The 12,527-nt window shown below is 63.0% G+C and carries 13 protein-coding genes; 5 read left to right on the top strand and 8 right to left on the bottom strand.

The window, feature by feature from the left end; translation table 11 throughout:
- Positions 1-49: 49 nt before the first annotated feature.
- Together EOC06_RS12125 and EOC06_RS12130 are read right to left on the bottom strand one after the other, a co-directional pair.
- Positions 50-478 carry a phasin family protein gene (locus tag EOC06_RS12125; RefSeq protein WP_128307864.1) on the bottom strand — a complete coding sequence of 143 codons (429 nt, stop codon included), beginning with the start codon at positions 476-478 and terminating at the stop codon, positions 50-52.
- Positions 479-590: 112 nt separating this feature from the next.
- Entirely contained in the window at positions 591-1,886 is a 1,296-nt protein-coding gene (locus tag EOC06_RS12130; RefSeq protein ID WP_128307865.1) for a DUF445 domain-containing protein, read from the bottom strand.
- A 275-nt stretch (positions 1,887-2,161) separates the two neighbouring features.
- On the opposite strand from EOC06_RS12130, the gene rirA reads away from it, so the two are divergent.
- Complete coding sequence (rirA, locus tag EOC06_RS12135) at positions 2,162-2,623, top strand: iron-responsive transcriptional regulator RirA (protein ID WP_127267528.1); 462 nt, start codon at positions 2,162-2,164, stop codon at positions 2,621-2,623.
- 29 nt (positions 2,624-2,652) lie between these two features.
- Here the strand turns inward: rirA and EOC06_RS12140 are convergent, their stop codons facing one another.
- From EOC06_RS12140 to hemP, 5 genes are all read right to left on the bottom strand, one after another.
- A complete protein-coding gene (locus EOC06_RS12140) occupies positions 2,653-3,441 on the bottom strand; it encodes a heme ABC transporter ATP-binding protein (protein WP_128307866.1) in 789 nt (262 codons plus the stop codon).
- 6 nt (positions 3,442-3,447) lie between these two features.
- On the bottom strand, positions 3,448-4,545 hold the full coding sequence (locus EOC06_RS12145) for an iron ABC transporter permease (RefSeq protein WP_128307867.1): 1,098 nt from the start codon (positions 4,543-4,545) through the stop codon (positions 3,448-3,450).
- Between the two features lie 11 nt (positions 4,546-4,556).
- Positions 4,557-5,465 (bottom strand): hemin ABC transporter substrate-binding protein, encoded by a 909-nt coding sequence (locus tag EOC06_RS12150; protein ID WP_128307868.1) that lies wholly within the window; start codon positions 5,463-5,465, stop codon positions 4,557-4,559.
- Positions 5,466-5,475: 10 nt separating this feature from the next.
- Positions 5,476-6,537 (bottom strand): hemin-degrading factor, encoded by a 1,062-nt coding sequence (locus tag EOC06_RS12155; protein ID WP_127329601.1) that lies wholly within the window; start codon positions 6,535-6,537, stop codon positions 5,476-5,478.
- Positions 6,538-6,661: 124 nt separating this feature from the next.
- On the bottom strand, positions 6,662-6,874 hold the full coding sequence (hemP, locus tag EOC06_RS12160; RefSeq protein ID WP_127271521.1) for a hemin uptake protein HemP: 213 nt from the start codon (positions 6,872-6,874) through the stop codon (positions 6,662-6,664).
- 198 nt (positions 6,875-7,072) lie between these two features.
- On the opposite strand from hemP, the gene EOC06_RS12165 reads away from it, so the two are divergent.
- The 4 genes from EOC06_RS12165 to EOC06_RS12180 all read left to right on the top strand — a co-directional run bounded on the left by EOC06_RS12165 (position 7,073) and on the right by EOC06_RS12180 (position 11,194).
- Positions 7,073-9,271, top strand: a complete 2,199-nt coding sequence (locus EOC06_RS12165) for a TonB-dependent hemoglobin/transferrin/lactoferrin family receptor (RefSeq protein WP_128307869.1) — start codon at positions 7,073-7,075, stop codon at positions 9,269-9,271.
- Between the two features lie 5 nt (positions 9,272-9,276).
- Positions 9,277-9,720, top strand: a complete 444-nt coding sequence (locus EOC06_RS12170) for a hypothetical protein (protein WP_128307871.1) — start codon at positions 9,277-9,279, stop codon at positions 9,718-9,720.
- Between the two features lie 85 nt (positions 9,721-9,805).
- Positions 9,806-10,819 carry a TonB family protein gene (locus tag EOC06_RS12175; protein ID WP_306462347.1) on the top strand — a complete coding sequence of 338 codons (1,014 nt, stop codon included), beginning with the start codon at positions 9,806-9,808 and terminating at the stop codon, positions 10,817-10,819.
- 60 nt (positions 10,820-10,879) lie between these two features.
- On the top strand, positions 10,880-11,194 hold the full coding sequence (locus EOC06_RS12180; protein WP_128307870.1) for an antibiotic biosynthesis monooxygenase: 315 nt from the start codon (positions 10,880-10,882) through the stop codon (positions 11,192-11,194).
- A 70-nt stretch (positions 11,195-11,264) separates the two neighbouring features.
- Here EOC06_RS12180 and EOC06_RS42325 read toward each other — a convergent pair.
- The coding region (locus EOC06_RS42325) for an aldehyde dehydrogenase family protein (protein ID WP_245469513.1) at positions 11,265-12,527 on the bottom strand (1,263 nt) is incomplete at its 5' end.

A 12,527-nucleotide genomic window follows, 5' to 3' on the forward strand; every position in this document is an offset into this window, starting at 1 on the left:
CAGGCTTCAGGGGCCGCTGGCAGCAACGAGCCAGCCTCGGCCATTTCCGCTACTTCTTCTCGTAGCCGGCGCGGATTTCCTCCATCGCCTCCTTGATGCGCGTGCGCAGGATGTCGACCGATTCGGCGCCGGATTTCTTGACCAGTTCAGCCACTTCGCCCGCATTCTTCAATGCGACTTCGAAAGACTTTCTGGCAAACTCCGTCTGTTTGGTCATCAGTTCCTGCGGATTGCCCGGCGCCCTGTAGCTTTGCGCCATGTCCGTGACCTCGCGCAGCGTGTCCTCCAGCCTCTCGCGCTGCCTGGACAACAGCGAGGTCGCGCCGGCGGCACTGGCTCGTGCCGATTTCTCTAGCGCTTCGAGGTTCTTGCGGTGATGGGCGAGGATCGCCTCGACATCGACATTGGGCACCTTCAGGTCGCGGCCGAACCTGCCGAACATGTCCATGAAGGAATCGGATTCCGGTTGTTTCGCCATGCTCGTTTGCTCCCCTTTGCCGCATGATGCGGGCACCCTCGGCGGGAGAATAGCACTCGCATGCCGTGAGTCCATTCGGACACGGAGGAGTGAGCGCCAGTCTGGTCGCGCATCAATTCACGAGGAACAGCCGCTCGGCCACATAGAGCACGACACCGGCGAGCCCGCCGATGATCATGCCGTTGAAGCGGATATACTGCAGGTCCCGACCGATGTTCATCTCGATCAGCCGCGTGAGCTGCGCAAGATCCCAGCGCTTGACCTGGTCGGCGATGAATGTCGACACGCCGGCCTTCTGGCTCTCCACGAACGACGCCAGAGCCACCACGAACCCTTGGTTCATGTCGGCCCGGATCTGCGCATCCCCGGCAAGATGGCGACCGACCTCGACGAACATGTTGGCAAGATGCGCGCGGACAACCGAATTCGGCGCCTTGGCGTCCTGCTCGATGAACTGGCTGAGGCTTGCCCACATCTCGCCGGCCAACCCCTTGACCTCCGGCCGGGCCAGGAAGTCGCGCTTCAGCTTCTCGGCCCGTTTGGCGTATTGCTTCGATGTTCTCAGCTTCTCGACGAAGCCTTGGGCGAAGCGGTCGAATTCGGCGCGCATCGGGTGGTCGGGATCGGCCCTCACCTCGTCGAGAAGCGAGCCGGCCGAGGCGACGATCTTCTTCAGGAGATAGGCGTCGGCACGGAACAGGTTGAACAGCGACGGCAGTTCCTCGCGGATCTTTTCGCGCATCGTCGCCAGCGCCTTTTCGTCATTGAGGAACCTGCCGATCACCTTGGTGAACTCGTCGAACAGTTTCTGGTGGCGGCGGTCGTCGGTAAGCGCTGACAACAGCTCGGCGGCCAGCGGCGCCAACGGCACCTTTTCGATCTGTTCCAGCATGCGGCTGGTGACGAAGCCGCGCAGGCCGGATTGCTCGACAGCGGCCAGCGTCTGCGGCACCAGCCGCACGACGAAGCGCGACAGGCCGGCGGCGCGCTCCGTATCGGCCAGCCAGTCGGCGACGAGTGCCGAGAAATCGACCTCGGCGAGCTTTTCGCGCACCGGTTCAGGCGCCAGGAAGTTAACCTCGATGAAGCGACCGAGATTGTCGGCGATGCGGTTCTGGTTCTCCGGGATGATGGCGGTGTGCGGGATCGGCAGTCCCAGCGGCCGCCTGAACAGCGCCACCACCGCGTACCAGTCGGCCAGACCGCCGATGGTCGCGGCCTCGGCAAAGGCGGCGACGAAGCCGAGCCATGGATAGGTGCGCTCGAAGGATTTGGCGAGCGCAAACACCAGCACGCAAAGCGCCAGTGCGGCCGCCGCGAGGAATTTCGTCCGCCGCAACGCGGAAAGCTTGGCATCCGCCTCGGCATCGAAACGGACCGGCGCCAGGGGCGAAGCCGATTGTGACATGGGTGAGCCGCTCCTCGTCGATCTCAGCCTATTTAGTGTTCCGATGGCCGAAATACCCGCGACAGCGGGTTTCGTCCGGAACTTTCCCCGGCCGCGCACACAAAGTTGAGGAGAAAATTCATCTATCGCACGAAGCTAGTCTGGAATTATTCCAAGGTATAGGCCATATTCCGCCCGAGCCAATGTGGCGAATCCGGAAATTCGGGTCAAAGCCATATCAGCAAAATTTCCAGATCTGGCGTGGTTGCACCGCACCAGTGCCTTGTGAGGACAAAATGCGGCTTACGCGCCAGACCAACTATGCCATGCGCATCTTGATGTATTGCGCGGCCAATGATGACCGATTGAGCCGCATCCCCGAGATCGCGGCCGCCTATTCGGTGTCGGAGCTTTTCCTGTTCAAGATCCTGCAGCCCCTGGTCGAGCACGGCCTCGTCCAGACCGTGCGCGGTAGGAATGGCGGCGTCAAGCTTGGCCGGGCGGCCGAAGCCATCAGCCTGTTCGATGTCGTGCGCGTAACAGAAGAGAGCTTCGCTATGGCCGAATGCTTCGAGAACGATGCCGCCGAATGCCCGCTCGTCGATAGCTGCGCGCTGAACTCGGCGCTGCGCGAGGCGCTGAACGCGTTCTTCGCCGTGCTGGAGCGCTATACGATCGCCGACCTCGTGGCGGCACGTCCAAATGTGCGCAACCTGCTCGGAATCGACATGCTGGAGCGCCGCGCACCAGCTGCCTGACCCAGCAGGGGCGCGGGCTAGATCTGCAATCAGGCCGCTGACTGAGGCAGCACGAACGGCATATTGCCGGCCGGCAGCACGCCGACCCTGAGCCGGCAGTCGAACACTTTTTCGATCAGGTCATCGCTCAGCACATCCCGCGGCGACCCGGTGGCGGCTAGCCTGCCGCGATGCATGACGAAGATCCGGTCGGCATACATGGCCGTCAGATTGAGGTCGTGCAGGATGGCGACCACGCCGCCGCCCCTTCTGGCGAAGTCGCGGGCAATGTTCATGATGATCAGCTGGTGCTTGATGTCGAGGCTGGAAACCGGCTCGTCGAGGAACAGAAAGCGCGGCTTGCCGTCGAGCACCGGTGCCCAGACCTGGCTCAGCACGCGTGCGAGCTGAACGCGCTGTTGCTCGCCGCCCGAAAGCTCCTGGTAGAAACGGCCGGCAAAGCCGTCGAGATCGACACGCGCCAGCGCCCGTTCCGGCAGCCGCGCATCCTCGCCCGGCAAGACGCCTGAGCGGCCGCCGACAAGGCCGAGCTTGACCACTTCCCGCACGGTGAACGGGAACGACAGCGTCGTCGCCTGCGGCAGCACCGCACGATGGACGGCCACCTCGACCGGCTTCATCGTCGAGAGATCTCGGCCGTTGAGGGCAACGCGCCCGGTGTAGGCGAGTTCGCCGGAAAGCGCTTTGAGGAAGGTCGTCTTGCCCGAACCATTGGGGCCGACGATGGCGGCGATCTCGCCGGGCCGCGCGTGGAAATCGATACCGCTGACGATAGGCTTGCCGGCGATATCAATCGAAACATCCTTGGCCTCGATCATCAAGCCTCACAAATCAACCACGCCGCGCTTGCGCAGCAGGATCCAAAGGAAAAACGGCGCGCCCGCTATCGCGGTGACGATGCCTATCGGCAGTTCGGCCGGCGCAACGATGGTGCGTGCGACCGCGTCGGCCAGAAGCAGCAGCGAGGCACCGAGCAGCGCCGACGCCGGCAGCAGATAGCGATTGTCCGGACCGATCAGCAGGCGCAGCAGATGCGGTACCACGATGCCGACGAAGCCGATGCCGCCGCTGACGGCGACGGATGCGCCGACCGCGGCAGAGACGCCGACGATGGCCGTGTATTTCAGCCGCTGCACCGGAATGCCGAGATGACCGGCGGTCGCCTCGCCAAGCGCCAGCGCGTTGAGGCCGCGTGCCAGGAACGGCATCGCCGCCAGCGCCAGCACGATGATCGGCCCTACCGACGCAATCTTCGCCCAGGTTGCGCCGCCGAGCGATCCGAGTTGCCAGAAGGTCAGGTCGCGCAACTGGCGATCATCGGCCATGAAGATAAGAATGCCGGTCAGCGCCATGGCGAGCGCCGCCAGCGCGATGCCGGCAAGCAGCATTGTGGCAACCGAGGTTTGCCCCCGCCGCGTCGCGACCTGGTAAAGCACCAGCGTGTTGGCGAGCCCGCCACAGAAGGCCGCCAGCGGCAGTGCAAGCGTGCCGAGCAAGGCGGTCACCGGAGCCAATATCGTGGCGCCGAGCACGATGACGGCAACCGCGCCGAGGCTGGAGCCGGCCGAGACGCCGATCAGGCCGGGGTCGGCCAGCGGATTGCGGAACAGTCCCTGCATGACCGCGCCGGAGACCGCGAGCGCCGCGCCGACCAGCATGCCGAGGATGATGCGCGGCAGGCGGATGTCATAGACGATCAGGCTGTCGCGGGCGCTCACCGCGGCGTCATCAGGCACTGTGCCGAACAGCCAGCCCCCGATGACGTTGACGGCCGAAGCGTCCGAAGCCCCCGATGTCAGCGACAGAAAAACGGCAGCCGCCAGCCCCAGGCACAGCAGAAGGATGACGATGCGGGCGCGGCCCGACCTGTCGCCTTCGGATACGCTTGCCATCACCGGGCCGGCGATCGATTGATCGACCATGATCCGCCCGTTCAGTCCGTGACCTGCCCGCCATAAAGCGAGACAGCGAGGTCGTGGATGGCATCGGCCGTGCGTGGCCCGAAGCCGAGCAGATAGGCACCGTCGATGCGGATCAGCTTGCGCGCCTTTCCGGCCGGCGTCGAGGCGATCGACGGATTGCCGAACAGTTCGTCGTCCGAGACCGGAGGCCCGGCATTGCTCATCATCAGGATCACGTCCGGTCTGGCGGTTATAATCGCCTCGTCGGACATTTGCTTGTAGCCGGAAAAGCCCTCGACCGCGTTGACGCCGCCAGCCAGCTTGACCATACCGTCGGCCGCGGTCTCGCTGCCGGCCGCCAGGATCTTGCCGCCCTGTATCGACAGCACGAACAGGATGCGCTTGCGTTCCTTGATCGACGTCGTCTGCTTCTCGGCTGCCGTGAGCTTGGCATCGAGTTCCCTGGCCAGCACCTCGGCCTTGGCGTCGACGCCGAGCGCCTTGCCGACGATACGGACCTTTTCGAGGATGCCTTCGTGGCTATAGTGCTCGGGCACTTCGATGAACGGGACGCTCGTCTTCTTCAAGACGTCGACGGCTTCCTTGGGACCGCTGCCATGCAACGCCAGGATGCCGGTCGGGTTGACCGAGAGCACGCCTTCCGGTGACAGCGCACGCATGTAACCGACATCGGGCAGATCAAGCGCCGCCTTTGGGTACCGGCTGGTGGAATCGCGAGCCACCAGATGCTTTTCCTCGCCGAGCGCATAGACGATCTCGGTGATCGAGCCGCCAACGGCCACGATTTTCGAAGGATCGGCAAACACGGCCGTGCCTTCCATGGCGCTGGCGGATTGCAGTGCGATAACAGCCATGGAGAGACCGATCACCGGCCCGAAAATAGATCCGCGCACGGTCGACAATCTTGGGAAAAAACGCATCGCATTTTCCTCAGGCTGCGGTCGGGCTTGGGATGCGCGGCAGGTTTTCCGCCAGGAAGCGCCAGTCGTCCCGCTCGCTTTCGCCTTCATGGCGCTTGCCGAAGAACTGGATGAACATCTTGCCGCCGGAATCATAGACCTCGAGCGAGGTGACATGACCGTCCTTGGTCGGCTTGCGCACCGCCCAGACCTCCTGGATGTGGTCGGTCCGCAAATGCAGGTGGAAGGTTTCGTCCAGCACGTTGATCCATGGCCCCATCGGCTTGATCGACTTGATCGGACCGGAATGGATCTGGATGCAGCCGCGGTTTCCCACAAAGCACATGATCGGCATCTCGCCCTCCGCAGCGTGATGAAACATGGCACGGACGGCATCATTGTCGAGCTGCCAGGCATAGTCTTGCCCGACCAGGCGCACCGCCTGCCGGCGGCTGAGCTTCAGCGTCTTCAGCATGCCGAAGAACTGGTGCACATCGGTCAGCCGGCTCCAGCGATCGCGCAGATCGTCGAGATTGGCGGCCGCTTCGTCGCCATGGCTCTCGTCATCGGGGAGTGGTCCCGAAATGTCGACGGTCGGCTCCTGATTGGACGATTCGAGCGCGGCAACCAGCTTCTGATAGGCATAGAGGCTGGAGGCCGGACGCAAATGCACCTTGTGCACGGCCTCGCCCGCCGCATCGAAAAACTGCAGGCTGCGGCGGATTTCGTCGCCGTCTCGCTTCTCGACGGCAAAGCCGTGTGCCCAGACCTTCGGGAAGATGCGCAGGTCGATGTTTTCGCCAAGCACCATGGCATTGTGGTTGCCGGTGACGACCTTGTCATAGACGCCGATCTTTTCGTGCACCGCGCTCTCATTGCGGGTCAGCGCCATGACCTCGCCGACGGCCTCGAGGCCGGTCAGAAGATCGTTGACGCGCGGCTCGATGCGCACGACGCCGTCGCCGCAATGCGCGGCGACCAGTTCGGCTTCCGAAATGCCGAGCTGGGCAGCCAGATCACGCTCGCGCGTCTTCGGATTGTCTGTCCGTGCCCGCCGGATTTCATGCGGGGCGGGTTTTACGCGCTGATCCATGTTTCGTCCCTGCTGCCTAGAGCAATTCCGGGAAAAGTGTGAAACGGTTTTCCGTCCGGAATTGCGTTAAAACAAAGAGCTAGAGCGGTTCGGCGTTTCCGAGAAACGGTGAACCGCTCTAGCCTTACTTGTTGAGAATGAGCTTGCCCTGACGGGTGATCTTCAGCCGGTAGAGCGCACCGTGATGCTCGATGCCGATCTCGTGCTCGCCCTGGAACAGAGTGTTGCTGGACAGGGTTCGCACCGCCAGCGGAACCCGGTCGAAACGGGTGGGAGCCGAGGCATCGTCGGAACGGCGGACGCGATAGCGAAAATCGTTGGGATTGTGGGTGTTCATCTCTGTCGATCCCTTTCCTGTGCCGGGCGTCTGGCTAGGCGTTGCGTAATCCGTTTCATTTCTTGACTTGAATAATCATGTTTACTAGTCAGTGCAATACCGGATTAAATGAGTCAACATTTAAGACGCCGGAGACGATCAAAAATGCCAGCCAGCCCCGGGCCAGCCAGCATGAAACCTGGACTTTGGAGTTGGGGCATGGGGTTGGTGACTTGGGAATGGCGTGGCCGGTCGGCGGCGAACGGCGCGGCGGCATTGTTGGCAAGCGTGGCGGCTATCGCCTTGTCGGCGCAATTGGCTAACGCCCAGCAAGCGGCGCAGCCGACAGAGCAAACGAAGAAGGCTGAAGAAGAAAACGCCGCACCAGCGGGAGCAACGCTGCTCGACAAGATCCTCGTCATCAGCCGCACCGGCGAGACGGCGATCGAATCGCTGGCATCGACCAGCCATGTCGGCCAGGAACAGCTCGACCGCCGCATGGCGACGACGCCGAATGAGATGCTGCTTGGCGTGCCCGGTGTCGCGGCGCAGGCCGACGCCAGACGCGTCAGCACCAGTATCAACATCCGAGGCTTGCAGGATTTTGGTCGCGTCGCGGTCATCGTCGACGGCGCCCGTCAGAACTTCCAGCGTTCCGACCACGGCACGCAGTCGACCTTCTACATCGACCCCGAACTCGTTAAATCCGTGGATGTTATCCGTGGTCCTGTCGCCAACACCTATGGCTCAGGCGCCATCGGCGGCGTCGTCTTCTTCGACACCAAGGACGCCGGGGATTTCCTTAAGCCGGAAGAAACATGGGCCGGCTCCGTCACGGGACGCTATGAGAGCAACGGCAAAGGCTGGACAACAAGCGCATCCGGTGCCTACCGCCTCAACGAGAACTGGGACGTGCTCGGCAACATCGTCTACCGCAACTATGACGACTACAAGGATGGCGGTGGCGACACCGTCAAGGGCACCGGCTTCGATGTGCTTAGCGGCCTGCTCAAGACCACCATCCGGCCGACCGACAACAGTGAGCTGAAGCTCGGCTGGGTCGGCTCAAGCGACGGCTGGAACGAGATCAGCGGCGGCGTGCCGGTCAATGACGTCGACCTGAAGTCGAACACCTTCACCGCCCGCTACAACATTACGGATGAGGACAAGAGCTGGCTCGATCTCCATATCAACACCTCCTACAACAAGACCAATCTCGATCTGACCAGCCTCGTGCCTCTCAACCGGTTTGACCCGAGCACCGGCCTTCCAGTTGTTTTGCCGGCTGGCTCGACATCGACATTCGACATCGGCACGACCAGCATCGACATTTGGAACACGTCCAGATTCGAGACTGCGGGAATCGCGCACGAACTGACCTATGGCGGCGACTGGGCCGGCGATAAAGTCGAGACCGGCGGCACGGCCGGTGGCGACAGCTTCTATACGCCTTCCGGCAAGCGGAACGTCTCCGGCGCCTATGTCCAGGACAAGCTCACCTGGGAGTGGCTCGAAGTCATCGCCGGGCTGCGTTACGACAATTACAGCCTCAAGGATGACACCCACGAAACGTCGGGGGACCGGTTGTCGCCGCGCATCACCGTCGGCGTCTCGCCTTTCGACAGCGCCAGCCTTGCCGGCCTGCAATTCTACGGCACCTATGCGGAAGGATACCGGTCACCCTCCCTGTCGGAAACACTGATCAGCGGTCGCCATCCGGCAGGTGTCACCTTCCCGTTCCTGCCCAATCCCAATCTGCGGCCGGAAACCGGAAAGACCGTCGAATTCGGCGTCAACTACAAGCAGGATGACATCCTCGAAGCCGGCGATGCGCTGCGCATCAAGGCAGCCTATTTCAACAACGATGTCGAAGACTACATCGATGGCGTTACCCTGTCGCGGTTTGACCCGACAGCCGGCTGCCCGAGCGGACCCGGTATCCCGATATGCTTCCAGTACCAGAATTTTGCCAAGGCCAAGATCGACGGCTTCGAACTTGAGGGCGTCTATGATGCCGGATGGGGCTATGCCGGGCTCTCGGCCTCAATCACCAATGGTCATACCATTTCCTACAAGGACGTTCGGGCCGACCTGCTGACCATCCCCTCATCCCAGGTCACCGCGCAGCTCGGCTTGCGCTTCCTCGAGGACAAGCTGACCGTGGGCGGCGAAGTGCAATACAATGGCAAGCCCAAGGGCAATCCGATCGCCGAGGACTACACGCTGGTCAATGCTTTTGCCAGCTACCAGGCGACGGACAATTTGAAGATTGATTTCCGCGCCGACAATCTGTTCGATGTAAAATACGCCAACCCGCTCAACCTGACCACGGCCGGCCAGCCGCCGCAGCCGGTTTTCGCGGCTTACGAGCCCGGCGTCACCCTGAAGCTGGCGGCGACGATGCGATTTGGAGGCTGATGACCATGACGAGCTTGATGACATCCCTTCGTCTGCTGACCTCGATGCTGGCGATGTCGCTTGCGATGGTTCCGGCATGGGCACAAGAGTCCGCGCCGGTCCCTGCGCTGACCCTTGAACTCAACGGTGCGCAACCTTCCGACAAGGGTTGCCGCCTGACGTTCGTGGTCAACAACAATCTCGGCGCCGACCTGTCCAAGGCGGCGTTCGAGATCGCCCTGTTCAACGAGGCCGGCGTCGTCGACCGGCTGACCGTGCTCGACTTCAAGGAATTGCCGGCAGGCAAGACCAAGGTGACGCGTTTCGATCTGGCCGGCGCCGAGTGCTCGAAAGTCAGCCGCGTGCTGATCAACAGCGCGACCGAATGCACCGGTACCGGCGTCGAACCGAACGCCTGCATGCGAAAGCTGAAGACGGACACCAAGACCGGGATCGCTTTCGGAGTCTGAGGTGGGGCTGCATCATGCATTCCCGCGAAACACCGTAGTGCAGCCTCTGGCCGGCGATAGCAGACTGCCGGCGAACGATCTTGATTTGACAACTCTGCTCTTGTCGCTGCAGGTCTCGCGGCGAGACATGCAGGACATCAATCCCCTCCCCGAGGCCGGCGCCGAGCTGACCATAGAGCCAAGCGAGCCGCTCGCGCTGCCGCGGCCATCGGCCTGGAGCCGCAAATGGACGGCGGCGATCGTCGTCTCCTGCCTGCTCCATGTCGCGGTGGCGGCGGCCTTTCTGATCTCCCCTACGGGGATTTCCAGTTTCCAGGACGCCGAGCAGCCGGAAGGTAGTGAACAGTCGGGCACCAATGTGGCCGGCAGCGCGCTAGATAAGGAAGCGCCGGCAATAAACGTTGCACTGGTGCCGAACCCGCAGCCGGCCAGGCCACAGCCAGCAACGCCGCCCAAGCCAATGCCGCCAACGGAGCCTTCGCAACCCGCGAAGGACGCAGCAAAGCCGCTCAAGCCTTTGCCGGAACCTGTCAAACAGCAGACGGTGACGCCCGACATATTGGCGGCCGGCTCCCCTCGCCCCGATGACCAGAGCGTGGCTCCCAAGGCCGAAACGCCGGCGCAGCCGACCGTTCAGGCCGAGAGCACGGAAGCGCCTGTCGCCGTTCCGGAGCAGCCTCCGATCCCTAGAGCCAGGCCAACTCCGGCAGCTGTCCCTTCAAAGACGGCGGATGAGAAGCGCGGCACGGCGGATGGCGAGGACCGGTCGGCGCAAGCAGCCAGCAAGGGCAAAAGGCAAAAAGAGGCAGGCACGGCCGCGGAAGACAACTACCGCGGCGATGTTTTTAGAAAGCTCGGCAGCGTCAATCGCACCCTCCCGCCTTCCCTACAGCTGGCGGCACGCAACAATGCGGTTGTCACATTCGTCATAGGCAGGAAGGGCAACATAAACGAGTTGCGCATTCTGGAAACCTCAGGATCGGCGGCTTTCGATCAGGCAGCGCTTGGCATTGTCCGCAAGGCAGCCCCCTTCCCTCCGATTCCACCACAGGCAGCAAGCGCAAATCTGGAGTTCGAGACCGAAATCGGCCCATTTTGAATGTGCGCAGAACAAACGCTGCAGCCGCCAATCATCAACATCCGCACGAAAGGAACCGCCATGTACACCGCAATGAACCGCTTCAAGGTGCAGACCGGCTCGGAGAACGACTTCGAAGCCGTCTGGAAGAACCGCGATTCCAGCCTTGCTGAGATGAAGGGGTTTAGGGAATTCCATCTGCTGCGTGGCCCGGTCAACGAGACCGAAGGCTACACGCTTTTCGCGTCGCACACGGTGTGGGCCAGCCACGATGATTTTATCGCCTGGACCAAGTCCGAGAATTTCCGCGCCGCCCACAGGAATGTCGGCACGACAAAGGTCCACTATCTCGGCCACCCCCAGTTCGAGGGTTTTTCGGTCGTCGAAGGCGCGTAATGCATGTCGGCCAAAAGTGGTCCCGATTTTTGGGACAACGACATGCATAAAAACAAAAGTTGACCGGGGGTCAGGCCCCGGCCAGCAAGCTCGCATTGCCGCCCGCGGCGGTGGTGTCGACGCAGACCGCCCGTTCATGCGCATAAGCCGCCGGGTTGAGGACCTCCGTGACCAGCGGCACGATCGGGCCGGAGCGGTCGGCGATGACCTTGCGCACGATGCGCGCGGCCTCGGACGTGCCTGAAAAAGCGACGACGTCGACGCGTAGCGCGCGCGCCTCGACCGGATCCGGCCGGCCGTCGATGGCGGCCAGCGGCAGGCCCTTGCCGGTCAACGCGGAAAGGGCTGCCGGTGCACCTGGCGCAACGGCCAGCACGGCATTGCCGGCGGCGAGCGCCTGGATCGTCTGCGCCAGCAGCGTATCGCCGTCAGGACCAAGGCACAGCACCCGTCCGCGTGGCGACAGCGACAGCGTGTTGGCCTCGCCGGTCGGCCCAGGCAGGTCGACCTGGCCGAAATCGATGCCGGCGGCCGCACCAATGGCCGCAGCACCCTTGCCGCGCAGATGCTTCCTCAGAATGGCGATCCGGTCGGGCCGCGTCGACCAGCCGCCAAGTGCGGGATCCGGCAGATTGTCGGCAAGTTCGGTCGCCGTGACCTTATGGCCATCCTGCAAATGCGTGCCGGCCTCCGGCCCCTTGCGGAAGCGCCTGAGATAGTGCGGGCCGCCGGCCTTCGGGCCGGTGCCTGAAAGCCCCTCGCCGCCAAACGGCTGCGAACCGACGACGGCGCCGATCTGGTTGCGGTTGACATAGATGTTGCCGGCATGGATGCCGTCGACGAAATGCTGGACGCGGCCCTCGATCCGGGTGTGCAGCCCGAAGGTCAGGCCGTAGCCCTTGCGGTTGATGGCGGCGATGACCGAGTCGATCTCGTCGGCGTCGAAACTGGCGACATGCAGCACCGGCCCGAACACCTCGCGCTCCATGTCCTCGATACCCTTGACGCGGAAGACGTGCGGCGCGACGAAGCGGCCCTCCTTGGGTGCCTCTAGCTTGGCGATCAGCCGGCCCTGCAGGCCCATTTTCGTGCAGTACTCGCGGATCGAGTTCTGTGCCTCGTCGTCGATGACCGGGCCGACATCGGTCGAAATCCGCCAGGGATCGCCGACATTGAGCGCCTCCATGGCGCCCTTCAGCATCTCCAGCATCTTCTTCTCGACGTCCTTCTGCACATAGAGCACGCGCAGCGCCGAGCAGCGCTGGCCGGCACTCTGGAAGGCCGAGGCCAGGATGTCGCGCACCGCCTGTTCGGGCAGCGCGGTGGAATCGAC

Source organism: Mesorhizobium sp. M7A.F.Ca.MR.362.00.0.0 (assembly GCF_004023175.1).
Taxonomy (GTDB): Bacteria; Pseudomonadota; Alphaproteobacteria; order Rhizobiales; family Rhizobiaceae; genus Mesorhizobium.

Excerpts from the sequence above, each read along its gene's own strand:
- EOC06_RS12180 (WP_128307870.1), top strand. The coding sequence starts at position 10,880 with ATGTACACCGCAATGAACCGCTTCAAGGTGCAGACCGGCTCGGAGAAC.
- EOC06_RS12130 (WP_128307865.1), bottom strand. The coding sequence starts at position 1,886 with ATGTCACAATCGGCTTCGCCCCTGGCGCCGGTCCGTTTCGATGCCGAG.
- rirA (WP_127267528.1), top strand. The coding sequence starts at position 2,162 with ATGCGGCTTACGCGCCAGACCAACTATGCCATGCGCATCTTGATGTAT.
- EOC06_RS12170 (WP_128307871.1), top strand. The coding sequence starts at position 9,277 with ATGACGAGCTTGATGACATCCCTTCGTCTGCTGACCTCGATGCTGGCG.
- EOC06_RS12165 (WP_128307869.1), top strand. The coding sequence starts at position 7,073 with ATGGGGTTGGTGACTTGGGAATGGCGTGGCCGGTCGGCGGCGAACGGC.
- EOC06_RS12140 (WP_128307866.1), bottom strand. The coding sequence starts at position 3,441 with ATGATCGAGGCCAAGGATGTTTCGATTGATATCGCCGGCAAGCCTATC.
- EOC06_RS12125 (WP_128307864.1), bottom strand. The coding sequence starts at position 478 with ATGGCGAAACAACCGGAATCCGATTCCTTCATGGACATGTTCGGCAGG.
- hemP (WP_127271521.1), bottom strand. The coding sequence starts at position 6,874 with ATGAACACCCACAATCCCAACGATTTTCGCTATCGCGTCCGCCGTTCC.
- EOC06_RS12155 (WP_127329601.1), bottom strand. The coding sequence starts at position 6,537 with ATGGATCAGCGCGTAAAACCCGCCCCGCATGAAATCCGGCGGGCACGG.
- EOC06_RS12150 (WP_128307868.1), bottom strand. The coding sequence starts at position 5,465 with ATGCGTTTTTTCCCAAGATTGTCGACCGTGCGCGGATCTATTTTCGGG.
- EOC06_RS12145 (WP_128307867.1), bottom strand. The coding sequence starts at position 4,545 with ATGGTCGATCAATCGATCGCCGGCCCGGTGATGGCAAGCGTATCCGAA.